General features: G+C 68.8%; 22 protein-coding genes. 11 read left to right on the plus strand and 11 right to left on the minus strand.

Going from position 1 to position 26,740, the window contains the following annotated elements; translation table 11 throughout:
- Positions 1 to 157 precede the first annotated feature (157 nt).
- Entirely contained in the window at positions 158 to 1,054 is an 897-nt protein-coding gene (locus tag ACFWP7_RS07300) for a D-alanyl-D-alanine carboxypeptidase family protein (protein WP_384377389.1), read from the minus strand.
- A gap of 205 nt (positions 1,055 to 1,259) precedes the next feature.
- Between ACFWP7_RS07300 and ACFWP7_RS07305 the strand changes: the two genes are divergently transcribed.
- The gene (locus tag ACFWP7_RS07305) at positions 1,260 to 1,952 is read left to right on the plus strand and encodes a GntR family transcriptional regulator (RefSeq protein ID WP_384377392.1); all 693 of its coding nucleotides are present in this window, start codon (positions 1,260 to 1,262) and stop codon (positions 1,950 to 1,952) included.
- Positions 1,949 to 3,247, plus strand: coding sequence for a nitrate/nitrite transporter (locus ACFWP7_RS07310; protein WP_384377395.1), 1,299 nt, complete (start codon positions 1,949 to 1,951; stop codon positions 3,245 to 3,247). The genes ACFWP7_RS07305 and ACFWP7_RS07310 overlap by 4 nt, the downstream gene beginning before the upstream one ends.
- 99 nt (positions 3,248 to 3,346) lie before the next feature.
- Here the strand turns inward: ACFWP7_RS07310 and ACFWP7_RS07315 are convergent, their stop codons facing one another.
- Positions 3,347 to 4,171 carry a maleylpyruvate isomerase family mycothiol-dependent enzyme gene (locus tag ACFWP7_RS07315; RefSeq protein WP_384377398.1) on the minus strand — a complete coding sequence of 275 codons (825 nt, stop codon included), beginning with the start codon at positions 4,169 to 4,171 and terminating at the stop codon, positions 3,347 to 3,349.
- Between the two features lie 154 nt (positions 4,172 to 4,325).
- Here ACFWP7_RS07315 and ACFWP7_RS07320 point away from each other — a divergent pair, with 154 nt between their 5' ends.
- Complete coding sequence (locus tag ACFWP7_RS07320; RefSeq protein ID WP_384377400.1) at positions 4,326 to 5,120, plus strand: carbon-nitrogen family hydrolase; 795 nt, start codon at positions 4,326 to 4,328, stop codon at positions 5,118 to 5,120.
- 5 nt (positions 5,121 to 5,125) lie between these two features.
- Here the strand turns inward: ACFWP7_RS07320 and ACFWP7_RS07325 are convergent, their stop codons facing one another.
- The gene (locus tag ACFWP7_RS07325; RefSeq protein ID WP_384377403.1) at positions 5,126 to 5,620 is read right to left on the minus strand and encodes an LURP-one-related/scramblase family protein; all 495 of its coding nucleotides are present in this window, start codon (positions 5,618 to 5,620) and stop codon (positions 5,126 to 5,128) included.
- Entirely contained in the window at positions 5,617 to 6,630 is a 1,014-nt protein-coding gene (locus ACFWP7_RS07330; protein WP_384377406.1) for a helix-turn-helix domain-containing protein, read from the minus strand. Before ACFWP7_RS07330 ends, ACFWP7_RS07325 begins: the two co-directional genes overlap by 4 nt.
- Before the next feature lie 51 nt (positions 6,631 to 6,681).
- On the opposite strand from ACFWP7_RS07330, the gene ACFWP7_RS07335 reads away from it, so the two are divergent.
- Positions 6,682 to 7,068, plus strand: a complete 387-nt coding sequence (locus ACFWP7_RS07335) for a cupin domain-containing protein (protein ID WP_384377409.1) — start codon at positions 6,682 to 6,684, stop codon at positions 7,066 to 7,068.
- A gap of 251 nt (positions 7,069 to 7,319) precedes the next feature.
- Positions 7,320 to 9,137, plus strand: a complete 1,818-nt coding sequence (locus ACFWP7_RS07340) for an NHL domain-containing thioredoxin family protein (protein ID WP_384377412.1) — start codon at positions 7,320 to 7,322, stop codon at positions 9,135 to 9,137.
- A 79-nt stretch (positions 9,138 to 9,216) separates the two neighbouring features.
- Here the strand turns inward: ACFWP7_RS07340 and ACFWP7_RS07345 are convergent, their stop codons facing one another.
- From ACFWP7_RS07345 to ACFWP7_RS07355, 3 genes are all read right to left on the minus strand, one after another.
- Positions 9,217 to 9,462, minus strand: coding sequence for a hypothetical protein (locus ACFWP7_RS07345; protein ID WP_384377415.1), 246 nt, complete (start codon positions 9,460 to 9,462; stop codon positions 9,217 to 9,219).
- A gap of 111 nt (positions 9,463 to 9,573) precedes the next feature.
- Positions 9,574 to 10,881, minus strand: a complete 1,308-nt coding sequence (locus ACFWP7_RS07350; RefSeq protein WP_384377418.1) for a M18 family aminopeptidase — start codon at positions 10,879 to 10,881, stop codon at positions 9,574 to 9,576.
- 256 nt (positions 10,882 to 11,137) lie between these two features.
- Positions 11,138 to 12,964 carry an acyl-CoA dehydrogenase gene (locus tag ACFWP7_RS07355; RefSeq protein WP_384377421.1) on the minus strand — a complete coding sequence of 609 codons (1,827 nt, stop codon included), beginning with the start codon at positions 12,962 to 12,964 and terminating at the stop codon, positions 11,138 to 11,140.
- 226 nt (positions 12,965 to 13,190) lie between these two features.
- On the opposite strand from ACFWP7_RS07355, the gene ACFWP7_RS07360 reads away from it, so the two are divergent.
- Both ACFWP7_RS07360 and ACFWP7_RS07365 read left to right on the plus strand, forming a co-directional pair.
- Complete coding sequence (locus ACFWP7_RS07360; RefSeq protein ID WP_365441298.1) at positions 13,191 to 13,682, plus strand: SseB family protein; 492 nt, start codon at positions 13,191 to 13,193, stop codon at positions 13,680 to 13,682.
- Between the two features lie 131 nt (positions 13,683 to 13,813).
- Complete coding sequence (locus ACFWP7_RS07365) at positions 13,814 to 14,785, plus strand: pirin family protein (RefSeq protein ID WP_384377424.1); 972 nt, start codon at positions 13,814 to 13,816, stop codon at positions 14,783 to 14,785.
- Between the two features lie 61 nt (positions 14,786 to 14,846).
- Here ACFWP7_RS07365 and ACFWP7_RS07370 read toward each other — a convergent pair whose 3' ends face one another.
- The gene (locus ACFWP7_RS07370) at positions 14,847 to 16,700 is read right to left on the minus strand and encodes a recombinase family protein (protein WP_384377427.1); all 1,854 of its coding nucleotides are present in this window, start codon (positions 16,698 to 16,700) and stop codon (positions 14,847 to 14,849) included.
- A 439-nt stretch (positions 16,701 to 17,139) separates the two neighbouring features.
- Between ACFWP7_RS07370 and ACFWP7_RS07375 the strand changes: the two genes are divergently transcribed.
- Positions 17,140 to 17,268, plus strand: coding sequence for a hypothetical protein (locus tag ACFWP7_RS07375; RefSeq protein WP_384377430.1), 129 nt, complete (start codon positions 17,140 to 17,142; stop codon positions 17,266 to 17,268).
- A gap of 336 nt (positions 17,269 to 17,604) precedes the next feature.
- Here ACFWP7_RS07375 and ACFWP7_RS07380 read toward each other — a convergent pair whose 3' ends face one another.
- The gene (locus tag ACFWP7_RS07380; RefSeq protein ID WP_384377433.1) at positions 17,605 to 19,254 is read right to left on the minus strand and encodes a multicopper oxidase family protein; all 1,650 of its coding nucleotides are present in this window, start codon (positions 19,252 to 19,254) and stop codon (positions 17,605 to 17,607) included.
- 501 nt (positions 19,255 to 19,755) lie between these two features.
- On the opposite strand from ACFWP7_RS07380, the gene ACFWP7_RS07385 reads away from it, so the two are divergent.
- On the plus strand, positions 19,756 to 20,835 hold the full coding sequence (locus ACFWP7_RS07385) for an AI-2E family transporter (RefSeq protein WP_384377436.1): 1,080 nt from the start codon (positions 19,756 to 19,758) through the stop codon (positions 20,833 to 20,835).
- On the opposite strand, the gene ACFWP7_RS07390 is transcribed toward ACFWP7_RS07385, so the two are convergent.
- Positions 20,772 to 22,964, minus strand: coding sequence for a SpoIIE family protein phosphatase (locus tag ACFWP7_RS07390; RefSeq protein ID WP_384377439.1), 2,193 nt, complete (start codon positions 22,962 to 22,964; stop codon positions 20,772 to 20,774). The two genes, ACFWP7_RS07385 and ACFWP7_RS07390, sit on opposite strands and share 64 nt — an antisense overlap.
- A 226-nt stretch (positions 22,965 to 23,190) precedes the next feature.
- Here ACFWP7_RS07390 and aspS point away from each other — a divergent pair, with 226 nt between their 5' ends.
- A complete protein-coding gene (aspS, locus tag ACFWP7_RS07395; RefSeq protein ID WP_384377442.1) occupies positions 23,191 to 24,954 on the plus strand; it encodes an aspartate--tRNA ligase in 1,764 nt (587 codons plus the stop codon).
- A 132-nt stretch (positions 24,955 to 25,086) separates the two neighbouring features.
- Positions 25,087 to 26,016: an intradiol ring-cleavage dioxygenase gene (locus ACFWP7_RS07400; protein ID WP_384377445.1), complete on the plus strand. Its 930-nt coding sequence runs from the start codon at positions 25,087 to 25,089 to the stop codon at positions 26,014 to 26,016.
- Between the two features lie 247 nt (positions 26,017 to 26,263).
- On the opposite strand, the gene ACFWP7_RS07405 is transcribed toward ACFWP7_RS07400, so the two are convergent.
- The gene (locus ACFWP7_RS07405; protein ID WP_384377448.1) at positions 26,264 to 26,740 is read right to left on the minus strand and encodes a hypothetical protein; all 477 of its coding nucleotides are present in this window, start codon (positions 26,738 to 26,740) and stop codon (positions 26,264 to 26,266) included.

A 26,740-nucleotide genomic window follows, 5' to 3' on the forward strand; every position in this document is an offset into this window, starting at 1 on the left:
AACTGTATTGGTTTTTTTCATCTGTCTGTGCTCATTTGTTTTTTATCGTTGCGCTGGTGCCCCTGATTGGGGTGGGGGTTTGGTGGGGGCGTGCGGCTGGTAGGGGTCTGGCCCCCTCTCGTATGCCTGAAACGCCTGAAATCCCTGAAGCTACCGACTACTTGGCGAAGGCGTAGTTCATGAGCTTCTTCGCGTCCGACTCGCGGGCGGTGATGGACGTGGAGGCGAGGACCGTGCCGATGACGGTCTTGCCGTTGCGGGTGGCCGCGAAGACGAGGCAGTACTTGGCCTCGGCGCCGGAGCCGGTCTTCACGCCGATCGTGCCGGTGTAGCTGCTGAGCAGACCGTTCGTGTTGGTCCACTTGCCCATGGTGCGGGTGGAGCCGGTCTTCGTGATGGTCTTGGCCGTGAACGACTTCGCCTTCACGACCGTCTTGAACGTGGAGTTCTTCATCGCGCTGCTGGCGATCTTCGTCAGGTCGCGCGGCGTCGAGTAGTTGGAGCCGTTGCCGATGCCGTCGAACGAGTCGAAGTGCGTGTTCGTCAGGCCGAGGTTCTTCGCGGAGGTGTTCATCTTGCCGATGAACGACTTCACGCGGGCCGCGCGCGTCGTGCCCGTGCCGAACTTGTCGGCGAGCGCGTACGCGGCGTCACAGCCGGACGGCAGCATCAGCCCGTAGAGGAGCTGACGGACGGTGACCTTGTCGCCGACGATCAGATGGGCGGACGAGGCGGTGTTCGTCACGATGTAGTCGCTGTACGCCTTCTGGATCGTGACCTTGGCGTCCAGGTTGAGGTTCGACTGCGCGAGCACGACCTTGGCGGTCATGATCTTGGTGGTGGAGCCGGTGGAGAGGCGGGTGTCCGCCTTCTTGGTGTACAGGGAGGTGCCTGTGCTGTTGTTCATCACGTAGCCGCCCTTGGCGGCGATCGTGGGTGTGGTGAGGGCCTGTGCGGGAGCCGCGCTGAGGGCTCCGGTCGCGATCATGGCGCCGGTCGTGACGACTACGGCGGCAGCTCTGCGGACGCGCGTGCCCTTAATGCCGGTTATCAAGTTTCCTACCCCGATTACGTTAAATGCCCAAGGAGCGCGGCTACATGGAAGTGCCGCCTCTCGTGTGACACGTAAGTAGCCCGAATGGTTGTGCGCTTTCTTGGGGAACTTCGCTCGTGCGTGCGAGGGCCCGCGTCCGGCGTAGGGGCGTCCGCATTCTGGAAGGGGCGGGACGATGCGTACGTGTTGTATCTATGCTGTGCGCATGTCCTCCGTCCCGTCCCCCGCAGCCACCCCGACCGTGCCGGTGCCCGTTCCCGCGAAACAACCCCCCGCCGCCGAGCGCGTCTACGCGCACGTCAAGCAAGGTGTTCTGGAACGCCGTTACGAGGGCAGCACCCTGCTCACCGAGGGTGAGCTCGCCGAGGCCGTGGGCGTCTCGCGCACGCCGGTGCGCGAGGCGCTGCTCCGGCTGGAGGTGGAGGGGCTGATCAGGCTCTACCCGAAGAAGGGTGCGCTCGTCCTGCCCGTCTCCGCGCAGGAGATCGCGGACGTGGTGGAGACCCGGCAGCTCGTCGAGGGACACGCGGCGCGCAAGGCCGTACCGGCATCGCCGCAGCTCATCGCCCGCCTGGAGGAGCTGCTCGCCGAGCAGAAGGAGCAGGCTGCCGCCGGGGATCTGGCCGCCGCGGCCGTCACCGACCGCTGTTTCCACGCCGAGATCGTCCGCAGCGGCGGCAACGAGATCCTCTCCCGGCTCTACGACCAGCTCCGCGACCGGCAGTTGAGGATGGGCGTCGCCGTGATGCACGCCCACCCCGACCGGATCACCAAGACGCTCAGCGAGCACGAGCAGATTCTCTCGGCACTGCGCTCCGGTGACGCGGAGGAGGTCGTCGGCCTCATCCACCGGCACGTCAGCTGGTTCTCCAACCTGGCGCGGGGCGAGGTCCGATGAGTTCCCCGGCCACGCTGCCCGGGGATCCGCCCGGCGGTCGGCGCGCCATCGCCGTCTGGAGCGTCGGCGTCTCCGTCTACTGCGTCGCCGTGATCTTCCGTACGTCGCTGGGGGTGGCCGGCCTGGACGCGGCGGACCGCTTCCACATCAACGCCTCCGCCCTCGCCACCTTCTCGATCCTCCAGCTCCTCGTCTACGCGGGTATGCAGATACCTGTGGGCCTGCTGGTCGACCGTCTCGGCACCAAGAAGGTGCTGACCATCGGCGCGGTGCTGTTCACGGCAGGGCAGTTGGGCTTCGCGTTCTCCCCCTCGTACGGGATGGCGCTCGCCTCGCGCGCGCTGTTGGGCTGCGGCGACGCGATGACCTTCATCAGCATTCTGCGGCTCGGTACCCGGTGGTTCCCCGCCCGGCGCGGGCCGCTCGTCGCACAGCTCGCCGGTCTGGTGGGGATGGGGGGCAACCTCGTCTCGACGCTGGTGATCGCCCGGCTGCTGCACGGGGTCGGATGGACGGCGGCGTTCGCGGGCAGCGCGGGCGCCGGTGTCGTGGTCCTCGTCCTCATGCTGCTGTTCCTGAAGGACCACCCCGAGGGGCACGAGCCGGAGCCGTTCCCGCACCAGGGCGCCCCGTACGTCCGGCGCCAGATCGCGGCGTCCTGGCGGGAGCCCGGCACCCGGCTCGGGATGTGGGTGCACTTCACCACCCAGTTCCCGGCGATGGTGTTCCTGCTCCTGTGGGGGCTGCCGTTCCTCGTCGAGGCGGAGGGACTGTCCCCGGCCTCCGCCGGTGACCTGCTGACGCTCGTCGTGCTGTCCAACATGGTCGTCGGACTGGTGTACGGGCAGATCGTCGCCCGGCATCACGCGGCCCGGCTTCCGCTGGCGCTCGGCACGGTGGCCGCGACGGCGGTCGTCTGGGCGGGGGTGCTGGTGTGCCCCGGGGAGTACGCGCCCACCTGGGTGCTGGTCGTGCTGTGCACGGTGCTCGGGGCCTGCGGGCCCGCTTCCATGCTGGGGTTCGACTTCGCCCGGCCGGCGAATCCGCCCGAGCGGCAGGGGACCGCGTCCGGGATCACCAACATGGGCGGCTTCGTCGCCTCCATGATCACGCTGCTGGCGATCGGTGTGCTGCTGGACGCGACCGGTGGCAGTTACCGGCTCGCCTTCTCCGTCGTGTTCGTACTTCAGGCGGTGGGCCTGAGCCAGATCTTCCGGTTGCGGAAGCAGGCGGCTCGCAGGGAGCGGGAGCGGTTGGTTGCCAGTCGGGTGGAGACGGTGCACGTTCCGGCGTAGGGGGGCGATGGGTTTCGCCCCCTCCGCCCCTACCCGTCCCCTGTTCCCGGGGCTCCGCCCCAGGCCCCGCTCCTCAAACGCCGCCGGGGCTGAAACCAACTACCGGGTAACCGTGAAGTTCCTGAGGATCGCCGTCGTCAGTTCCGGGTCGCCCTCCGTCTTGATGCGGTCGGCGACCGCGTCGGGTGTCACGCGTCCGCAGGCCAGGCGGTGATAGGTCTCCCAGTCGAGGGTGAGGGTGGCGGCCGGGCCCAGCGAGGGCGCGCCGTCTATCGTGCCGTGGCCGTCGGCGTCGACGCGGACCGTGCGGAGGAACTCCACCGGCCCGTGGACATCGATGACGACCGCCGAATTCGCGGGCGCGCCCGCGTCCTTGGCGACCACTTTCGGGAGAGCGGCGAGAAGCTCGTCGCGGGCGATGTAGGCGCCCGGGGAGTCGAGGTCGCCGGGCCGGCCGAGGGCGGCGCGGAGGTCCTGCTCGTGCACCCACACGTCGAACGCATGGTTGCGCATGGCGTGTTCGAGGGTGACCTCGGTGCTGAGGGGACCGCGCATCTTGGTGTCGGGCTGCCTGTTCTCGTTCCGCAGCTGGCGATTGCGGCGGATGATCATGTACTCCAGCTCGGAGGTCATCTCGGGCGCCGTGTGGTGACGGCGTACGTCGACCTGCATCTCCGTATACCGCTGGTGTTCGTTCGTCACGTGGTACAGGTCGCGCGGGAGCGTGTGGATCGGCCGGGGGTCGCCGAGCATCTCGGAGTCGAGGCCGATGACGTGCGAGACGAGGTCGCGCACCGACCAGCCCGGGCAGGGCGTCCGCCTGTTCCACTCGCCTTCCACGAGCGGCGACACCAGTTCGGATATCGCTTCGATCGACTGGCTCCAGGCGTCGGCGTAGGACTGAAGGCTGGGATGCAGACTCACGGAACGGGACCCCTCGGGCGATTGGACGCGGGCAGTGCACAGGCAGCGGGTGTCTTGGGACGCTAAGTTACGCTGCTGTGAGGCACCCCGGCAGTGCTTTGGTGTGACGATCGTAGGCCCGTATCAACGGCTCGAATGCCAGGACGGTGGTAGTGTGCGCGCCTCTATCCTCCAAGTCGACGTAAAAGACACCGAATCCGTTGATTCACGGCGCACGAGGGTGGCGGGTCTGGTACGGGAGCAGGCCGGCGCCGACCTTGTCGTCCTGCCCGAGCTGTGGACCACCGGGGCATTCGCGTACGAGGAGTTCGGCGCGGAGGCCGAGCCGCTGGTGGGGCCCACGTACGAGCTGATGGCGAAGGCTGCGAGCGACGCGGGCGTGTGGCTGCACGCAGGCTCGATCCCCGAGCGTGACCCCGACGGGCCCCTCTACAACACCTCCCTCATCTTCTCGCCCACCGGTGAACTGGCCGCCGCCTACCGCAAGATCCACCGCTTCGGATTCGACAAGGGCGAGGCCGTGCTGATGGGGGCCGGGTCCGAACTGGTGACCGTCCGCCTGCCGGAGACCACCCTCGGCATCGCCACCTGTTACGACCTCCGCTTCCCCGAACTCTTCCGCGCCCTCGTCGACGCGGGGGCCGAGACCCTCGTCCTGGCGGCCGGCTGGCCCGAGCGCCGCCGCTCCCACTGGACGCTGCTCGCCCAGGCCCGTGCCGTCGAGAACCAGGCGTACGTGCTCGCCTGCGGAACGGCCGGTACGCACGCCGGAGTTCCCCAGGCCGGGCACTCCATCGTGGTCGACCCATGGGGCGAGGTGCTCGCCGAGGCGGGCTCCGGCGAGGAGGTCCTCACGGTGGAGTTCGACCCGGCGAGGGTCGGCGTGACCCGGGAACAGTTCCCGGCGCTGAAGGACCGGTTGCTGGGGCTGGAAGTCCCCCGCCGCTGATTCGGTCAGTCCTCTTCGCGTTCCTTCTCCGCCAGGTGGATCACGCACACCGCCACCGCGATCAGCAGCGCCGGATCCGCGTCCTCCCGTACGACGTCCACGCCGTACGTCTCGCGGACGTGCAGCCAGCGGCGGGAGATCTGGGCGAGGAGTTCGTTGTCGTAGTCGACGGCGAACTCGCGGTCGAGGATCTTGCCGCTGACGTCGAGTTCGGTGCCGTCCATCAGGGACACCCGGTAGTGGTTGCGCAGCAGCGACAGCCGTTTGCGTTTGATCGTCGCGAGCGGGTCCCCGTCACGTTCGATGATCATCGTGTCGCGCAGGGCGAGCATTTTCCGGTGGATGTCGATGAGGACGCGCCCCTGCGTGTCCTTCAGCTCGAAGGTGTCCCGCAGCCGCATGGCCTTGCCGTCGACGAGGAAGACCTTGTTGCCGTGGTCGTCCTCGATCCAGTAGTCGTCACCGAAGCCGAGGAGCCGGTCGCGTACGAGGTATCTCATGCCATCACCGGTTCCCCGGAGGGCGGCCCGAAACGCCGCCGGTAGGCCGACGGACTGAGTCCGGTCGCGCGCCGCACCCGCTCCCGCAGGTTCGCCGCGGTCCCCAGACCGCTGCGCTCCGCGACGATGTCCAGCCGCTCCTCCCCGCGCTCGATGAGCCGGCAGGCCAGCGCGACGCGCTCCCCGGTGAGCCACGCCAAAGGGGTCGTGCCGAGCTGGGCCCGGAAGCGCCGGTGCAGCGTGGCCGGGCTGACCGCCGCCCGCGCCGCGAGGTCCGCGACCGTGAGCGGTGCGCCGATTCGCCGCTGCGCCCACGCCAGCAGCGGGGCGAGCGACTCGTCCGGTACGTCGGGCACGGGCCGCTCGACGAACTGCCGCTGCCCGCCGTCGCGGTGAGCGGCGAACACGAGCCGCCGGGACACCGCGTTGGCGATCTCGGCGCCGTGGTCGCGCCGCACGAGGTGCAGCCCGAGATCCAGTGCGGCCGCACTGCCGGCCGCCGTCAGCACATCGCCCTCGTCCACGAAGAGCACGTCGGGCTCCAGCAGGACCTTCGGATGGAGCTCGCGGAAGGAGTCCGCCCAGCGCCAGTGGGTGGTCGCCCGGCGCCCGTCGAGCAGCCCGGCCTCGGCGAGCGCGAAAGTGCCGGTGCAGAAGCTCACGATCCGGGTGCCGCGCGCATGGGCGCGCCGGATGGCGTCGCGCACGGCGGCGGGGCGCGGTACGACGTTGTCGGGACGGCCGGGCACGATCAGTGTGTCCGCGGAGTCCACAGCGTCGAGCCCCGGCAGGCCGGTCAGGGTGAGGAACCCGTGGTTCATCCGCACGCCGGGCGTGGGGCCGCACAGGGTCAGCTCGTAGAGCGGCACCGGCCGGCCGAGTTCGGGCCGCGGCAGCCCGAACAACTCGGTGGCGACGCCGACCTCGAAGGGGTTCGTGCCCTCGTCGATGATCACGGCGACCCGGTGCGGCCGGGTCGGGGGTGCGTGCTGAGAGGATCCTTGCGGCATGTGCGATTTCTAGCACTCGCACGGAGACCCGGCACCCCGGACGATGAGGCCATGGACCCGATCTCCCTGGACAAGGCCCTGTCCTCCTTCACCGACCTGTGGAGCCCCCGCATCGTCACCTCCGTCAACGACTACGACGTACGCGTGGCCAAGGTCGAGGGCGAACACGTCTGGCACGCGCACGACCACACCGACGAGTTCTTCCTGGTGGTCGAGGGCGAGCTGCACATCGCGCTCCGGGAGGCGGCCGGCGAGCGGACCGTCGTCCTCCCCAAGGGCTCCGTCTTCACCGTCCCGCGTGGCACCGAACACAGGCCGGCCGCCCCCACCGGCGCCTCGATCCTGATGTTCGAACCCACCGGCACCCTCACCGTCGGCGACCGCCACGACGAGGTCCCCGAGCACGTGGACACGACGACCGGCCACGCCCTTCACTAGGCCCTGTCGTCACATTCCCGTCTGCCTCGCGACGCCATGCACGCCCTCTCGCCGCACCGGGCGCAGACCCCAGTACGTCCAGTACGAGGGTCCACGCCCGGCACACCGAGAGCACGCACCTACTGCGACACAGGCTGCTGCCGCAGCGGGCGCGAGGCCGCCCTCCGGGCGACGACGGGAACGTGACGACAGGACCTAGGCCAGACCTAGGCCCTGTCCGGCCGGACAGGGCCTAGTGGCACCCTTGACCCATGGCAGACTCCGCAACCCGTCGCGTCCGTGTCCGCGCCCCCGAGCTGATCGGCAAGGGCGGCTGGCTGAACACGGGAGGTGAGCAGTACACACTTGCTGACCTGCGGGGACGCATCGTCGTTCTCGACTTCTGGACCTTTTGCTGCGTGAACTGTCTGCACGTCCTGGACGAGCTGCGGGAGCTGGAGGAGAAGCACCGGGACACGGTGGTGATCATCGGGGTGCACTCGCCGAAGTTCGCGCACGAGGCCGAGCACCGGGCCGTGGTCGACGCCGTCGAGCGGTACGGCGTCGAGCACCCGGTCCTCGACGATCCCGAGCTCGCGACCTGGAAGCAGTACGCCGTACGCGCCTGGCCGACGCTCGTCGTGATCGACCCCGAGGGGTACGTCGTCGCGCAGCACGCCGGAGAGGGGCACGCGCACGCGATCGCACGGCTCGTCGAGGAACTGGAGTCCGAGCACGCCGCGAAGGGGACCCTGCGACGCGGCGACGGGCCGTACGTGGCGCCCGAGCCCGAGCCGACCGTGCTCCGCTTCCCCGGCAAGGCGCTGGCCCTCCCGGGCGGAAACTTCCTGGTCAGCGACACGACCCGGCACCAGCTGGTGGAACTGGCGGCGGACGCCGAGACCGTCGTACGGCGGCTCGGATCCGGTGTACGAGGGTTCACGGACGGCGGGGCCGCGCGGGCCGCGTTCAGTGAGCCGCAGGGGCTGGCGCTGCTCGACGACGGGTCGGTGGTCGTCGCCGACACCGTGAACCACGCCCTGCGCCGACTCGACCTCGCGACCGGCGAGGTCACCACCCTCGCGGGCACGGGGCGCCAGTGGTGGCAGGGGTCGGCGGTCTCCGGGCCCGCGCGCGAGGTCGACCTCTCCTCACCGTGGGACGTCGCCGTGTTCGGCGGGCGGGTGTGGATCGCGATGGCCGGCGTGCACCAGCTGTGGGTGTACGACCCCCCGGAGGGGACCGTCGCCGTCGCGGCCGGTACGACCAACGAGGGCCTTGTCGACGGCCCCGGCCCCGAGGCCTGGTTCGCCCAGCCGTCCGGGCTCGCCGCCACCGCCGACCGGCTCTGGCTGGCCGACGCCGAGACCTCCGCACTGCGCTGGGTCGACCTCGACGGAGCCGTGCACACCGCCGTCGGCACCGGGCTCTTCGACTTCGGGCACCGGGACGGTCCCGCCGAACAGGCGCTGTTCCAGCACCCGTTGGGGGTCACCGCCCTTCCCGACGGCTCGGTCGCCGTCAGCGACACCTACAACCACGCGCTGCGCCGCTACGACCCCGCCACCGGCGAAGTGACCACCCTGGCAACCGACTTGCGGGAACCGAGCGACGCCGTGCTCGTCGGGGACGACATCGTGGTCGTCGAGTCGGCCCGGCACCGGCTGACCCGGCTGCGGCTTCCCGAGGAGGCCGTACGGGTCGAGTCGGTCGCCCACCGCACGCAGCGCGCGGCGACCGAAGTCGCCCCGGGGGCACTGAAGTTGGACATCATCTTCCAGGCCCCGGCGGGCCAGAAGCTGGACACCCGGTACGGCCCGTCCACCCGGCTGCTCGTCTCCTCGACCCCGCCCGAGCTACTGATGGTGGGCGAGGGCGCGGGAACCGCTCTCTCCCGCGCCCTGGAGCTGAACCCCGCCGTCACGGAGGGCGTCCTGCACGTCTCCGCGATGGCCGCGTCCTGCGACGACGATCCGGCCAACGAGTACCCGGCCTGCCATGTCCATCAGCAGGACTGGGGCGTCCCGGTCCGCCTCATCGAGGGCGGGACGGACCGGCTGCCGCTGGTCCTCGCGGGGATGGACGGTTGACGTATCGGTCGGGACGGACCTCTGGCGTATTGGCCGGGACAGGCGCCTGACCTGCGCGCCCTGTCCCAAGTGGCCTGACTCAGCCGCCGTACCCGTCGCGGTAGCTGCCCCGGTGGGGACGTTCCTCGTCGATCACCGGGGCGCTGGGCTGCATGACCACGCGCCTGCGCCTGGCCATGCTGCTGAACGTGGCCACCCCGATCAGTCCGACGATCATGAAGATGAGACCGACCAGATCGAGGTTGACCCCCTGCATGTCCCAGTCGGTCGCGAACGTGAGGATCGCTCCTGCGGCGATCAGAATGATGCATCCGCCCAGGCCCATGGGTGTCGCCTCCCTGCATTCAACTCGGCGTCGTTCTGGCCAACTCCGGGTACCCGCAGTGGAGCTGGACATGCACCGCATGTGGAGGCGGCCGGTTCCGTTACACGGGACCTAGCCCTCCAGGAACGCCACCATCGCGTTCGCCAGCAGGAACGGGTCGTCCGCGCCGCACAGTTCACGCGCGCTGTGCATCGACAGGATGGCGACCCCGATGTCGACGGTCTTGATGCCGTGGCGGGCCGCGGTGATCGGGCCGATGGTGGTGCCGCAGGGCATGGAGTTGTTGGAGACGAAGGACTGGAAGGGCACGCCGGCCTTCTCACAGGCGGCGGCGAACACCGCACGGCCCGAACCGTCCGTGGCGTAGCGGTTGTTGACGTTCACCTTGAGGATGGGCCCGCCGCCCGCGCGCGGGTGGTGCGTCGGGTCGTGCCGCTCCGCGTAGTTGGGGTGCACGGCATGGCCCGTGTCGGAGGACAGGCAGACGGTACCGGCGAAGGAGCGTGCCCGGTCCTCGTACGAGCCCCCGCGTGCGAACACCGAGCGCTCAAGGACGCTGCCGAGCAGCGGCCCGTCCGCGCCGGTGTCGGACTGCGAGCCGTTCTCCTCGTGGTCGAAGGCGGCCAGGACGGGGATGTACGGCAGATACGGCTCACCGGAGTCGGCCGCCGCGACCGCCGCCAGCGCCGCCGTGCCCGCGTGCACGGAGAGCAGGTTGTCCATGCGCGGGCCCGCAAGGAGCTCCTTGTCGCGGCCCAGGTAGGAGGGCGGTTCGACGGAGTGGGTCATCAGGTCCCAGCCGGTCACCTCGCCGGCCGCGAGCCCCGACTCCTCCTCCAGGAACGCGATCAGGTCGCCGTCGCGGACCTGCTCGCCCAGACCCCAAATGGGCTGCAGATGACGCTGCTTGTCCAGCTTCAGGCCCTCCGTCGAGACGGAACGGTCCAGGTGGACGGCGAGTTGGGGCACCCGTAGCAGCGCCCGGTCGATGTTCACCAGACGCGTCGAGCCGTCCCGCAGCGACAGCCGTCCGGCCAGGCCAAGATCCCGGTCCAGCCAGGAGTTGAGCAGCGGCCCGCCGTAGATCTCCACGGCCACCTGGCGCCAGCCGTGCGCCCCGCTGTCCGGGCGCGGTTTCACCCGCAGGTTGGGGGAGTCGGTGTGCGCGCCCACGATCCGGAACGGTGTGTGCGGCTCGGCACCCGCAGGTACGTACCAGGCGATGATCGCACCCCCGCGCAGCACGTACTTCCCGCCGCTCGTCCCCTCCCACGCGTCGGTCTCGGCGACCTGACGGAATCCGGCCTTCTCCAGCCGCTCGGCGGCGTTCGCCACGGCGTGGTACGGCGTCGGGCTCGCCGCCAGGAAGGGCATGAGGTCGTCGGTGTGGCCGCGGTCGAAGCGGGGGGGAGTGCTCATGGGGTTCACCTTAACGACGCCAGAAGGCCCGCTCCCGGGGATGGGAGAGGGCCCTCGTAACGGGGTTGTGAAGGGCGGACATGGCCGGACACCTGACTGGAGGGGCAGGATCCGGTCAGGTGTCCACCCTGTCCTGGAGTGCGACGCGGCGAGGCTTTGATACGACGCCGGGGGTCTTTGGCACGGCGCCGCAGAGGCCTTGGAGCGGCGCGGTGAGGCCTTGGAGGGACGCGGTGAGGCCCTGGCGGAGCTGGGGCTAGAACGCCGCCTCGTCCAGCTCCATCAGGTCCAGGTCCACGCCCTCGGCGAGCTTGCGGGCGCCGGTGACGCCGGGGAGGACGGTGGCGGCGAAGAACTTCGCGGCCGCGATCTTGCCGCTGTAGAAGGGCTTGTCCTTGGCGGAGGCCGTCTGCAGCTTCTCGGCGGCGACCGCGGCACCGCGCAGCAGCAGGTAGCCGACGACCACGTCACCGGAGGCCATCAGCAGCCGGGTCGTGTTCAGGCCCACCTTGTAGATGTTCTTGACGTCCTGCTCGGTCGCCGCGAGGTCGGTCAGCATCAGGCCGACGATGGCCTCCAGCTCGACGGCCGCCTTGGCGAGCTGCTCGCGGGCGCCCGCCAGCTCCTCGCCGCCGGTGCCGAGCGCGAGGAACTTCTTGATGTCCTCGGCGAGGGAGTTCAGCGCCGCGCCCTGGTTGCGGACGATCTTCCGGAAGAAGAAGTCCTGGCCCTGGATCGCGGTCGTGCCCTCGTACAGGGTGTCGATCTTGGCGTCGCGGATGTACTGCTCGATCGGGTACTCCTGGAGGAACCCGGAGCCGCCGAAGGTCTGCAGGGACTGCGCGAGCTGCTCGTAGCCCTTCTCGGAGCCGTAGCCCTTCACGATCGGCAGGAGCAGGTCGTTGAGCGCGTGCAGCTGCGAGGTGTCCTCGCCCGCCGCCGTCCGGACCGCGATCTCGTCCTGGACGGACGCGGTGTGCAGCACCAGGGCGCGCATGCCCTCGGCGTACGCCTTCTGCGTGATGAGCGCGCGGCGCACGTCCGGGTGGTGCGTGATGGTGACCTTGGGCGCGGACTTGTCCATGAAGTTCGCGAGGTCGGGACCCTGGACGCGCTCCTTGGCGTACTCAAGGGCGTTCAGGTACCCGGTCGACAGGGTCGAGATCGCCTTCGTCCCGACCATCATGCGAGCGAATTCAATGATCCGGAACATCTGGCGGATGCCGTCGTGCTTGTCGCCGATCAGCCAGCCCTTGGCGGGGTGCCGGTCGCCGAAGGTCATCTCGCAGGTGTTGGAGGCCTTGAGGCCCATCTTGTGCTCGACGTTCGTGGCGTAGGCGCCGTTGCGCTCGCCCAGCTCGCCGGTCTCGAAGTCGAAGAGGTACTTCGGTACGAGGAAGAGGGAGAGCCCCTTGGTGCCGGGACCGGAGCCCTCGGGGCGGGCCAGCACGTAGTGAAGGATGTTCTCCTCCATGTCGTGCTCACCGGAGGTGATGAACCGCTTCACACCCTCGATGTGCCAGGAGCCGTCCTCCTGCTCGATCGCCTTGGTACGGCCGGCGCCCACGTCGGAGCCCGCGTCGGGCTCGGTGAGGACCATCGTCGAACCCCAGGTCCGCTCCACCGCGATCTCGGCGATCTTCTTCTGTACGTCATTGCCCTCGTCGAAGAGGATCCCCGCGAAGGCCGGGCCTGACGAGTACATCCAGACCGCCGGGTTCGAGCCCAGGATCAGCTCCGCGAACGCCCAGATCAGGGACGCGGGGGCGGTCGTACCGCCGATCTCCTCGGGCAGGCCCAGACGCCAGTACTCGGAGTCCATGAAGGCTTTGTACGATTTTTTGAACGACGCCGGTACGGGCGCGGTGTTGGTCTCCGGGTCGAAGACCGGCGGGTTGCGGTCGGCGTCCGCGAAGGACTCCGCGAGCTCGTTCTCCGAGAGCCTGGTCAGCTCGCTGAGGATGCTCTTGGCGGTGTCGACGTCCATCTCCGCGAACGGGCCGGTGCCGTACAGCTTGTCGCGCCCGAGCACCTCGAAGAGGTTGAACTCGATGTCGCGGAGATTCGACTTGTAGTGCCCCATGGCGACGGCTCCGTAAGGGATCGGGGAGGCCGAAGCTCTTCGGAGAACTCGGGGCCTCGTTACACGTACCAGCTAGTAGCTACGATGATGCTACCCGTCGGTAATAAGACGCAACCCCGGACGGCCATCTGTGACGAGGTAGACCGCCGTAGGCGGACGGCCTCCAGTCCCGTCGGTCGCCCCCGTACCCGCCCGCCCGGACGGCCGTCTCGGTACGCTTGCGCGCATGTACGGCTATGACCAGAACGCGGGCGCACAGCAGGGGTACGCCGCGCCCCAGCAGCAGATGCCCGGGCAGATGCCGGGCGGCCAGATGCCCGGCGGGTACGGGCAGCAGCAGCCGCTCTACCCCGAGCCGTCCCCGCCGTCCCTCGCGGACGCGGTCCGTGCGTTCACCACGGGGTCGATGGCCGCCGAGGACTTCCAGCAGGTCTTCGCCACGTCGAAGGTGTACTGCCCGCGTGGCGACAACCCCGGATTCCTCGCGCTGCACAACACCCAGCAGCCGGTCATCCCCATGTTCACCTCCCTCAAGGAGCTCCGCCGGTACGCCGGCAAGGAGTCCAAGTACTTCGTGATCACCGGCGCCGAGGTGATCGACCTGCTCCCCACCGGCTACGGCTTCGTCCTCGACATGGAGGGCGAGCACCGCATGGTCTTCGACGCGAAGGCCGTGGAGCAGATGGTGGACTTCGCGATGCGCCGTATGTACGGCTGACGTCGTATGCACGGCTGACATACCTGGATCAGCGCGTGAACGCCCGGAGGGAATGCCCTCCGGGCGTTCGTCGTTACGGGTGGCAGAAAGTTCAACAATCAACTAAAGTGAACGCACAAGGAGGTACCGACATGCCTGCAGTGACCGTCGAGAACCCGTTGGCCCTGCCCCGAGTGGTGGCGCCCGCCGAAGCCGTGGCCCGCCCGGTGCTCACCGTGACGACCGCGCCCGGCGGCTTCGAGGGCGAGGGCTTCCCGGTCCGCCGTGCGTTCGCCGGGATCAACTACCGCCACCTCGACCCGTTCATCATGATGGACCAGATGGGTGAGGTGGAGTACGGGGCAAATGAACCAAAAGGGACACCCTGGCACCCTCACCGCGGCTTCGAGACCGTCACATACATCATTGACGGCACGTTCGTTCACCAGGACTCCAACGGTGGTGGCGGCACCATCACGAACGGGGACACTCAATGGATGACAGCGGGCTCCGGCCTTCTGCACATCGAGACCCCGCCCGAGTCGCTGGTGAGGTCCGGTGGGCTGTTCCACGGGCTTCAGCTCTGGGTCAACCTGCCGGCCAAGGACAAGATGAAGGACCCGCGCTACCAGGACATCCGTGGTGGCCAGGTCCAGCTTCTGACCTCGCTGGACGGTGGTGCACTGCTGCGAGTGATCGCGGGCGAGCTGGACGGTCACCAGGGTCCGGGCATCACGCACACGCCGATCACGATGATCCATGCGACGCTGGCGCCGGGTGCGGAGATCACGCTCCCGTGGCGTGAGGACTTCAACGCCTTGGCCTATGTCCTGGCCGGGCGCGGCTCGGTCGGTATCGATCGGCGTCCCGTCCACCTGGGACAGACAGCGGTCTTCGGCTCCGGATCCTCGTTGACTGTCCGCGCGGACGAGAAGCAGGACTCGCGCACGCCGGATCTGGAGGTTGTACTCCTCGGCGGTCAGCCGATCCGCGAGCCCATGGCCCACTACGGCCCCTTCGTGATGAACACCCGCGAGGAACTCCAGCAGGCCTTCGAGGACTTCCAGAAGGGCCGGCTCGGCACGGTCCCGGCGGTACATGGGATGACCGAGGGCGGGCTGTAGCCACTTGGCAGATCGTCGGTCGGCTCGGAGGCCGGCCGACGATCCTGCTCCAGGCTGTTGTTCAGACAGGCTTGTGCAGTCTCTCGGTGTTCGGCAAGCCGCCGAGAGTCACCCCGCCTGCCCAGGTGATGCTGACGCGTGACTCTGTGGGTACCCCTTGTCCGGCGTGGCGGTACGCCTTGCGGACTTCCACGCCGTCCAGGAAGAGCCGGAGGAAAGCGCGTTTGTCGTCTCGGGTGGCCTGGTCCCACCAGGAACCCGGACCCACGGGGTCCGAGCCGTCACTCGGTAGCCAAGCGGAGCAAGGTAGTTCGACCTGCTTGCTGTTCCCGAGTTCTGCGATACGGGCATCAAGTGCCTTCATGTGCTCCGCGAGGACACGCTCGGTCTTGTCCCACTCGTCTTGCGCGACGGCGTCGATGAATCCGCCTTTCAGCATGATGTGTTGCTTGTCCGCATGGTGCTTCTGACGTGAGTGCCGCAGGTTCGCACGTTCGGTCAAGAGGCGATCCCGCTCCTGCGCGACTTGCGAGGAGTCCTGCTGCTCCTGTTCATGCGCGTAACGTGCCGACGCGTGTGCGAGAACGGTCATGGTCGCTTCGTCGTCGTGCGCTGTCGCGATCACAGCGAGAACCCGACGGGCGAGATACTCCTCGATGCCCTTCGCGCCGATGGTCACCTCTCCCATGTGCTGACCCGGCTTCACGGCCCGACGGCGGCACCGGTAGTGCTTCTTGGAGCCGGTGCCGCCGTGTGTCATGTATGACCCGCACTCGCAGTACAGGAGCTTCATCGTGGACAGGACCCCTGTGGGTTCGCCCTGCCAGTCCCCACCGCCGGGATGACGGTCTCTGACCCACATCTGCACGTGGTGCCAACGCTCAGGACTGACGATCGCCTCGTACGCAAGTACGGGTTTGCCGCTGTCGTCCAGGACGATCCGGTACTCGGCGATTTTGTTGCTCGGTGTGCCGTCTCGGCGGACGCCATACACGCTCTCGCAAGCGAATCCGGCGATACGCGGGTCAACCAGAATGCGCTTCACGGTAGCCCCGTCCCAGAGCGAGTCTGCGTGCTGCTGTGCGGCCCTCTTGCCGCGTGTCAGATGCCCTTCGGCTTCGAGGCGGAGGGCAAGCTTCCAGCAGGAGCCGGATGGGTCCTTCGTCGCGATCCATTCCTCGACGATCTCCACGATTCGGTGGACGATCGGTGCTTCGTGCTCCTCGTCAGGGGTGAGGAACTTGACGCTGATCGGCTTGTCGTCGGCGGACCTGCGTGTCTCGCGGACGAGGGTGAAGCCGAAGGGAGCCTTGCCCGTGTACCCGCCCAAGCTGGCCTCCAGGGCCTTGGCGGCCTTGACAGCACGGCTCTTGTTCAGGCTCTCTTCGTGGCTGGCCTGAAGCTTGAACAGGAGTTCCATGAGGGCGAGCGGATTGTCGGTGTGGAACTCGCGACGCTCGCCGACGCTGATGATGCGAACCCGGTTACTGAGAAGCGGGCGAAGTTCGTCGAAAGTCTCCATGGCGTTCTTCCGACTGAGGCGGGACATGTAATGCACCATGATCACGTTGATGCGTCCGGCTCGGACATCGCGCAGCAGCTGTTCGTAGGCGGGGCGCTCCACGTTCTTGAAGGCGCTGATCCCCAGGTCCTCGTACACCTCGACGTGGGCCGGTTGGACGTCCCATTGATCCAGGGCCGCCAGGCACTCTTCGCGCTGGGCGGCAGTGCTGGCCTCGCTGCCGGTGGTGCGACGCTCGGATTGACGTAGGTACACCCCCACGTGGATCGCCATGCCGGCCACCACTTCCGGCCTGTCTGGGAGAGGTCTTGCGAGTGCCCGGGTATTGAATCCGGGCGGGGCCACGAGGCGTGCGGGATTGGGCAGGGCAGCGTTAGAGTCGCTGTCATCCATGAGATCGGTCCGTTCGATCCTGTGGTGAGACCCCGGCGGGTGCTGGTAACACCCGACCGGGGTTGTTTGTTACCGCGAACGCTAAGTGATTGCGGCGGAGCGTCGCAGCCGATTGTGAAAAGTGATCTGTGCTGCTGTGCTCGGCAGTTGAAGCGTGGGAAGGGTGGGAGCTCGGGTTCAACATTCTACCCATTCCTTGCAAACGGGGCTCGGGTCCTGCGGCTTGGAACTCGGGGCCAGGCTCCGTTGCCGTACGCGTGTGCAATTAGGGCGGTCCAGGCGTCAGCGGAGACGCTGAAGCGGGGGCTTTGAGTGCCGAGCTTCGAGCCCACGGACGTGGTTGGTGTGAGGGCAGGGGGGGCGATTTAAGGAAAGGATCGCCCTCCACGTCGGGGTGTCGGATGCGAACGGCTCGCTTCCGACACCCAGGTCGGCCGGGGTGGACGACGACTCCGGCCGAGACCTCGCCCTGGCCGACGCGCTCGCGGAAACACGGGAGGCGGAGCCCCGGCCGTACGGCATCGGTAAGACGGTCTGGTTCGAACCCGCTTACTCGCTGCCCGGCTGAGCGGTGGCGGGGTTTGCGTGACGGGCGGATCTGGGGCGGTCGAGAGTCCCGGAAACACCTGATCCCAGTAGTGCGGATTGGTCCAGATCTGCCGATCCCCGTCCGGGTGACAGCTCGCGTCACTCGTGCCCGAAGCCCCGGACCCGCGCGCAGTTCAACCGCTGAGGCAGTCGGGTCGGGGAAACCCCGACCCAGGCAATCCACTCCGCCTGACCACAGGACCGACCGTGCTCCTTGCGGCATCGGTGACCCCGATGGGCGAACAGGGGCCCTCGGTGCCCACCGCCGCCGGGCCGCCGCGAAACGACCCGGCGGCCGGCAGGGCCAGGGTCAGGTTCAGGACACGATGCGGTACTTGGCCATCATGCAGTCGTCCTCGTGGTCGATGAGGTGGCAGTGCCAGACGTAGCCCTGCAGGTGTTCGCCGCTCTGGGACGTGAACACCGCGTCGGGGTCGAAGCCCAGCTCGTCGGCGGTCGGGAAGCGGATCAGGACGCGGGTGACCGTGTTCTGCGGGCACAGCACGGTGTCCTTCAGTCCGGCCTCCCAGGGTGCCGGGGCCTGACTCTGCCCGGTCAGGTGGGCGTCGGCCGGCGGGGCCCAGCGGTTCCCCATGGACGGGGCCGGGTTGGCCTTGAGGTAGCCGTTGATGTCGAAGGACTGGCGGCTGAGGACCCGCATGTTCACCAGGTGCAGGTGAACGGGATGGTCCTCCACGGTGGAGTTGACGATCTCCCAGACCTCGGTACTGCCCTGCTTGGGCTTCTCTATCGGATCTTGGTCGTAGCAGAGGTTGCTGAGGGCCATGCCCTCGGCAGTCAACGTCAGGCCCACCACCCGCCGGGTCGATACGGGCACGGCCGGCGGCAGGGGAGCGGGCTGGGACGCACCGCCCCGCAGCACGGTCGGCGCGGCCTTGGTGAAGCCCTGGCTGCTGGCGACGGTGAAGCGCATGACCCGGGACAGGGTGTAGGCACCGCTGGTGGCGGCGATGGCGGGGTTCACCTGCTCGTCGTTGCGCAGCTCGACCGTGTCGCCGCCGGACAGGCCGGAGAAGTCGATCAGCAGGTCCGCGCGCTCACCAGGACTGACCCGGATCGATGTGGTGCTGACACTGCTGTTGAGCAGACCACCGTCGTTCCCGATGACCCGGAAGGGCATGTTGTTGGACAGATAGAGGTGATACGCCCGCCAGTTGGACGCGTTCAGCAGCCGGAACCGATACAGCCCTCGCGCCACTTCCAGTTTCGGCATCACGACACCGTTCACCGACATCATGTCGCCGATCATGGGCCCCTGGAGCGTGCCCTCGGGGGTGCTGCGGGCGGTACGGGGATTCAGCGATCCGTCCGCGTTGAAGCGGTGGTCGGCGATGATCAGAGGAATCTCGTAGTCGCCACTCGGCAGCCCCAGCGGGTTGCTCGAGGTGCCGGTGTCGAACTCGTCCCGGATCAGGTACATCCCGGCGAGCCCCGCGGGGACGTTCAGCCGGGTGATCCCCATCGCGTGGTCGTGGTACCAAAGGGCGGTGGCCTCCTGCCCGTTGGTGAACTCGTAGGTCATCGACGCGCCGGTGCGGAAGGTGTTCTCGGTGTGCCCGTCGAACTCGGGCCGCACGACCGCGCCGTGCAGATGGACCGAGGTGCGGGGCCGGGTGCGGTCCTCCTCGGACGCTCCGTCCAAGGTGGTGTCGATCTCGTTGGCGAACAGATGGCCGTTCAGGTTGTTGGTGAACTTGAGCTTGAGCGTCTCTCCCGACCGGGCCTCGATCGTCGGGCCCAGATACGGCTGTCCTCCGAAGGACCAGGTGGGTGCGGTGTCCAGGTCCCGGTGAAAGCGGTGGCTGGACCGGGCCATGGACAGGGTGCGGTCACCGCTCAGCGACGGGGGGATCCACAGGTCGTCCACGTAGGGCGTCAGGTCCGGTGAGGGGAAGGTGAGTTGGTCCCCTGGAGAGCTCAGCTCGCCGGCGGGGGCGGTCGCCATGGCCCGGGTCACCACCCCGACCGTTCCCAGGGCACCCAACACCATCCCTGCGCTCATCAGTCGGCGACGTGAAATTCTGTGCTGCGACATGGAGTCCGTTTCCAAGTTCGTTGGTGGGGGGACGGACGAACGGAGGAAGGCGTCGCAGGGGCTGCGCCGAGCTACCTGAGCCAAAGGTCACTCCGGTCGTTCGCGGCCACAGAATTGCACACCGTTGCGCAAAAAATCTACCGTGCTCGGGTCATGTGAGTTCACGGATGACGGGCAGTCAGAAACCATCTCCAAAGGGGAAGTTGGGGGACATGTCCACCCCGGCCTTTCCGGGACGTGAGCTCGTCGTCGCCGCGCTGGAGGCGATCCCGACGGCGACACCCGCTGGACGACCGCAGACCCGGCCTCCAGCCCCGTGAGGCAGCGACGGGGTGCGCGCCCCTGACGCCGCGTCACCCGGCTGGACCGTTCCGGCAGGACGACCCGCTCCGGCCGTGGTCGGGTGGGCGTGTGCAGCTACTTCCCGAAGGTGCCCGGCGGTTGGCGGCCTGGTGTGCGGTGATCCTGCTGGCCGCCGGGGTCGGCTGGGTCGGCGTCGAGTTGTGCTCCCAGGTGCGGACGGCGGTCGTGCCGGTGCTCCTCGCGCTGCTGGGGACGGCGCTGCTGGGGCCGCTGTACCAGCGGCTGGTGAAGGCCCGGGTGAACCGGTCGGTGGCGGCCGGGCTCACCTGTGTCGCGGTCGTCGCGGTGGTCGGCGGGGCCGTCTACGTCGTCGTCGCCGCGCTCATCGACACCGGCGACGAGATCGTGTCCTCGCTCAAGCAGGCCGCCAAGTCGGTCTCCGAACACTTCGGAGCGGCGGGCACGTCACTCGACGACCTCGCGACCAACGCCAAGGACCTGCTGTCCAAGTTCGGCGGTACGGCGGCCTCCGGGGTGATCAGCGGCATCAGTGTCGTCGGCGAGGTGATCGCCATGGCGGTGCTCGCCCTGCTGCTTGTCTTCTTCTTCCTCCGGGACTCCCACCGGGCCGTGGGAGCCCTGCGTTCACTCGCGCCGCGCGGCACCGCGGACACCGTCGAAGCCATGGCCCGCCGTGCCTTCGAGGCCGTCGAGGGCTTTATGCGCGGGACGACGATCATCGCGTTCATCGACGCCGTGTGCATCACGGTCGGACTGCTGATCCTCGACGTTCCGGGCGCGGTGGGACTGGGCGCGCTGGTCTTCGTGGGCGCGTACATCCCGTATCTCGGCGCCTTCCTCTCCGGCGCGGTGGCCGTGCTGGTCGCGCTCGCGGACCGGGGCGTCGTCATCGCGCTGTGGGCGCTCGGAGTGGTGCTCGCCGTGCAGGTCCTCGAGGGCCATGTGCTGCAGCCGATGATCCAGAGCCGGACCGTGCAGATGCATCCTGCGGTGGTGATGCTGGCGATCACCGCGGGGGCGTCCGTCGCGGGGATCCTGGGCATGCTGCTCGCCGTACCGCTGACGGCGGCCGCGTTCGGGGTGCTGTCGGAGCTGCGGACGCGCTACTCAGCGGATGCGTCGGAGGCGTCGGAGGAGCCGCCGGAGCCATCGGGAGCGGGCTCGTAGAACTCGAACCAGATGCTCTTCCCCTCGCCCCGCGGGTCCACGCCCCACAGGTCCGCGAGGAGTTCCACCAGGACCAGCCCACGCCCGGAGGACGCCAGTTCGCCCGGGTGGCGTCTGTGCGGCAGGTCGTCGCTGGCGTCGGTGACCTCCACCCGCATCCGGCGCTTGTCGCCCTCGCCGGTCACCTCGGCGAGGAGGAGGGCGTCGGCGTCCGTGTGCACGAGGACGTTCGTCATCATCTCGGAGACGAGCAGGACGGCGGAGTCGAGCTGGTCCTCGGACGTCCAGTCGTGGAGGAGTTCCCGCACCTGCCGGCGGGCGACCGCGACGCCCTCGGGCTCGGCCTGCGCCACGGTCAGCACGGTACGGCGCGTGAAGGACCGTACGGCCGTGACCGTGTCGCCGCAGCCGCAGCCCGGCCCCATCCGGCACAGCAGCAGCACGGCTATGTCGTCCTCGCGCCTGTCCACCAGCGGACCGGGGGTGTGGTGCGAGGAGGGCCCGTGGACGGCCTGGACCAGGGCGTCGGCGAGGGCCTCCATGTCGCCGTCATGGGCCTCGAGGATCCGGCGAATGCGCCGCCAGCCGGTGTCGAGGTCGTGGCCGCCGGTCTCGATCAGCCCGTCGGTGCAGATCAGCATGGTCTCGCCGGGCTCCAGGACGAGCCGGGTCGTCGGATAGTCGGCGTCCGGGTCGATGCCGAGCGGCAGCCCGCCCGCCGTGGGGCGCGTCAGCACGGTCCCGTCCGCCATCCGTATCGCCGGGTCCGGGTGCCCGGCACGGGCGATGTCCAGCGTCCCGGTCTCCGGGTCGACCTCGACGTACAGGCAGGTCGCGAAGCGCATGTCACCGGCGTCGCCCTCGCTGTCGCTGTCGCCGCTGGAGCCGTACGTCACCGAGTCCGTGACCCCGTACAGGAAGCGTGAGGCGCGGGAGAGCACCGCGTCCGGGCGGTGGCCCTCGGCGGCGTACGCGCGCAGCGCGATCCGGAGCTGGCCCATCAGGCCGGCCGCGCGGACGTCATGGCCCTGGACGTCGCCGATGACGAGGGCGAACCGGCCGGCCGGGAGCGGGATCATGTCGTACCAGTCGCCGCCGACCTGGAGCCCGCCGCCGGTGGGGACGTAGCGCGCGGCGACGGTCATGCCCGGCATCTGGGGGCCCAGCGTGGGCATCATCGAGCGCTGGAGGCCGTCGGTCAGCTCCCGCTCGGTCTCGGCGGCGCCGGCGCGGGAGAGGGCCTGGGCGAGCATGCGGGCCACGGTCGTCAGGACCGCGCGTTCGTCGGGTGTGAAGGTGACGGGGTAGGCGAAGGCCGCCATCCACGCGCCCATCGTGCGGCCCGCGACCGTCAGGGGCAGGAACGCCCAGGACTGCCGACCGAAGCGCTGGGCCAGCGGCCAGGAGACGGGATAGCGCTCCTTGTAGTCCTCCGGGGAGGAGAGATAGACGGCGCGACCGGTTCTGACGACCTCCGCGGCCGGATAGGCCGTGGTCAGGGACATGTGGGCGAACGGTCCCTCGTCGCCCGGCTGCTGCCCGTGGTGTCCGATGACCGTCAGCCGGTCGCCCTCCGCGCCGAAGACGGCGAGCCCGTCCGGCGAGAACCCGGGCATCGACAGGCCCGCCGCGACCCGCAGCACCTCCGCCGTGGACCGGGCCTCGGCCAGCGCGCGCCCGGCGTCCAGCAGGAACGCCTCGCGCGAGCGCCGCCAGTCACCGGTGATGGGCGTGCGCCACGCGGCGTCCGGCGAGGGTTCGGTGACCTCCTGGAGCGTGCCGATCATGTCGTACGCCGGCTTCCGCGGGGTGAACATCGGCTTGCAGCGGCAGCGCAGCGTACGGACCACCCGGCCCTGCTCGTCCATGATCCGGACCCGGACCTCGGCGAGGGTGCTTTCGGCGACGGCCAGCTGGACGACCGCGGTGATCTCGTTCCAGTCGACGGGGTGCATCCGGGAGCGTGCCGTGGCCCGCGTCAGCGTGGAGGGCTCCGCGGGCAGGCCGAGCAGCCGTGCGGCTTCGGCATCGACCGTGACCAGCCCGGTGGCGGTGTCCCAGCGCCATACGCCGGTCCCGAGGACGGCCAGGACGTCCCCCATGGCGGGCAGGGGCTCACCAGTGCGCATTGACCCACTGTAGGGAGAGGAGATCCGTACCTGCCACCTAGACCGTGTCGCGGTCGCAGTGGGCTGCGGCGGGGATATAGGGGGGAGTGATCTTGGCGTGGCCGGTAGTCTTGGGGAAGTTTCACGTGAAACAGGGCTCGATCCACGGCTCTGTTCACGGCTCGATCGGTTCCGATCCGTTCACGTGAATACAGCCTCTGATCCGCGAAGACTGGATGAAACGACGATGCATCGGTACAGGTCCCACACCTGCGGCGAGCTCCGCGCCTCTGACGTCGACAGTGACGTCCGGCTGAGTGGCTGGCTGCACAATCGGCGCGACCTGGGCGGCATCCTCTTCATCGATCTGCGCGATCACTACGGCATCACGCAGCTCGTCGCCCGCCCCGGCACGCCCGCCTATGAGGCGCTCGACAAGATCTCCAAGGAGTCGACGGTCCGCGTCGACGGCAGGGTCGTCTCGCGCGGCGCGGAGAACGTGAACCCGGATCTGCCGACCGGCGAGGTCGAGGTCGAGGTGAGCGAGGTCGAGCTGCTCGGTGCGGCGGCCCCGCTCCCGTTCACGATCAACGCCGAGGACGGGGTCAACGAGGAGCGGCGCCTGGAGTACCGCTTCCTGGACCTGCGCCGCGAGCGCATGCACCGCAACATCCTGCTGCGTACGGCCGTGATCTCGGCGATCCGTCACAAGATGACGGCGCTGGGCTTCAACGAGATGGCGACCCCGATCCTGTCCGCGACCTCCCCCGAGGGCGCCCGTGACTTCGTGGTCCCGTCCCGGCTGAACCCGGGCAGGTTCTACGCCCTCCCGCAGGCTCCGCAGCAGTTCAAGCAGCTGCTGATGATCTCCGGCTTCGACCGCTACTTCCAGATCGCGCCCTGTTTCCGCGACGAGGACGCGCGCGCGGACCGTTCGCCGGGCGAGTTCTACCAGCTCGACGTGGAGATGTCCTTCGTCGAGCAGGAGGACGTCTTCCAGCCGATCGAGAAGCTCATGACGGAGCTCTTCGAGGAGTTCGGCGGCGGCCGCCATGTCACCTCGCCCTTCCCGCGCATCCCGTTCCGCGAGTCGATGCTGAAGTACGGCTCCGACAAGCCGGACCTGCGGGCCCAGCTGGAGCTCGTCGACATCACCGATGTCTTCGAGGGCTCGGAGTTCAAGGCGTTCGCGGGCAAGCACGTGCGCGCGCTGCCGGTGCCGGGCGTCGCCGGGCAGTCGCGGAAGTTCTTCGACGGCCTCGGTGACTACGCGGTCGAGCAGGGGGCGAAGGGCCTGGCGTGGGTGCGAGTGACCGAGGACGGTTCGCTGACCGGCCCGATCGCCAAGTTCCTGACCGAGGAGAACGTCGCGGAGCTGACGAAGCGCCTGTCGCTCGCCGCGGGCCACGCGGTGTTCTTCGGCGCGGGTGAGTTCGACGAGGTCTCGAAGATCATGGGCGCGGTGCGGGTGGAAGCCGCGAAGCGTGCCGGTCACTTCGAGGAGGGCGTCTTCCGCTTCTGCTGGATCGTCGACTTCCCGATGTACGAGAAGGACGAGGAGACCGGGAAGCTCGACTTCTCGCACAACCCGTTCTCGATGCCGCAGGGCGGCCTGGAGGCCCTGGAGACCCAGGACCCGCTGGACGTCCTGGGCTGGCAGTACGACATCGTCTGCAACGGCGTCGAGCTGTCCTCCGGCGCGATCCGGAACCACGAGCCCGACATCATGCTCAAGGCCTTCGAGCTCGCGGGCTACGACCGTGACACCGTCGAGGAGCAGTTCGCCGGCATGCTCCGCGCGTTCCGCTTCGGCGCCCCGCCGCACGGCGGCATCGCGCCCGGCGTCGACCGCATCGTCATGCTTCTCGCCGACGAGCCGAACATCCGCGAGACCATCGCGTTCCCGCTCAACGGCAACGCGCAGGACCTGATGATGGGCGCGCCGACGGAGCTGGAGGAGTCCCGCCTCCGCGAGCTGCACATTTCCGTACGGAAGCCGCAGCCGAAGTAGACCTTCGTCCGCGTCCCCCACGGGTTCGAATGGCTCGGAATCGACACCGGTTCCGAGCCATTCTCATGTAGTCCTCGGGGACCCCCGCCAATCACAGTGCTTTGACAGGTTCACTTCATAATCTCCGCGGTCATGACTGAGAACCCCCAACACACAGCAACGGAACGGGAACTGACGCGCCGTCGGGTCATCGTCGCCGGCGGTGCGACGGTCGCGGCAGCGGGTCTGGCGGCCGGCCTGGGCGCGAACGCCTTCGCGGGCGACGGTCCACTCGCGACGGAATCCGCGAGCTCGTCCGGCACCCCGGAGGCCTGCTACGTCCTGACCACGGAGACCACCGAGGGTCCGTACTACATCGACGCCGACAAGATCCGCCAGAACGTCACCGAGGACGAGGAGGGCATCCCCCTCGCCCTCCGGCTCAAGGTGATCGACGCCGAGACCTGCAGACCGGTACGGAACGCCGCCGTCGACATCTGGCACTGCTCGGCCCTGGGCATCTACTCGGGCTACGAGGACATGGGCAACGGCGGTGGCGGCGGCACCCGGCCCACCGGCGTCCCCACCGGCCCGCCCCCGACGGGCGGCCCCGGCGGCCCCGGCGGTCCGGTTCACCAGGAGCCGACCGACGACGAGCGCTATCTGCGCGGCACGTGGCGGACGGACAAGCACGGCTTCGTCACGTTCAGGACCGTCTTCCCGGGCTGGTACCAGGGCCGCTGCGTGCACATCCACGTGAAGGTCCACGTGGACGGCGAGTGGACCTCCTCCGGTTACGAGGGCGGCCACACCTGCCACACGGGCCAGCTCTTCTTCGACGAGGAGTCGGTGCTTGCCTCCGCCGAGCTGGACCCGTACTCGACGAACACCATCGCCCGGACGACCCTCGACGAGGACACGATCTACCCGGACAACGGCGCCGAGGGCGGCCTTCTCCACCTCAGGTACGACAAGAGGCACCTCGCCCGGGGTGTCCAAGCCGACCTGACGCTGGGCGTGGCCCCGGACGAGAACGAGGACAGCACGGACACGGTGCCGAGCGCGTCGGCGCCGGCTTCGTAGCGCGCAACTGGTCGGCGAAGGGCCCGGAACTCCACTGGTTTCGGGCCCATTCGGCTGTCGTGCAGAGTCGGCCCGGGACCGGGTTCGCCACGAACAGTCAGGCCTGGTCCGGGGTGCTCTCCGGGATCTCGGAATCCTCGACGATTGGCAGATCTGTGCCGGCCCCGGCGGCCGTGACCAGGCCAGGCCTTGTGGAAGACATGCGCGGGGCAGATCTGTCAGTCCCCACTGGTCCAGCCCGTGGAGGTCAGGTGTCGTACGAGCCGTCCCAGGGCTCGGCGAAGGCCAGGCGGTCCGGGTAGAGCTCGGCCCAGGTCTCTTCCTCGTCCTCCTTGATCACCAGGCCGAACAGGACGCCGTCGACGGTGACTTGGAAGGGGCGGATCGCGATGTCCAGGTACGAGCGCCGGGGGAGGCTTCGCAGGAGTTTCCCCAGGTGGGCCTCGGCCCGGGCGAGGACCGAGCCCTCGGAGTGCGGGGCGCGGTGCTGCTCGGCCCAGGTGCCCGCGCACCAGATCTCCGAGTCGCGGTACCGGCCCTCGGAGTCGAAGGTGTGAAGCACCGTGTAGAGACGCTTGTGCTCTTCCCAGCCGTCGTCGGGACGGAACCCTTCGGGGAAGGCGTACGTGACCGACGCCAGGAACTGACCATCCGCGTAACGGCCGATGGCCTCGGTGCGGTGGTGCGGTTCGTACGCGATCGGGATGACCTCGGGGACTGCCAT

Origin of the sequence: Streptomyces sp. NPDC058470 (assembly GCF_042721055.1) — a bacterium.
Taxonomy (GTDB): Bacteria; Actinomycetota; Actinomycetes; order Streptomycetales; family Streptomycetaceae; genus Streptomyces.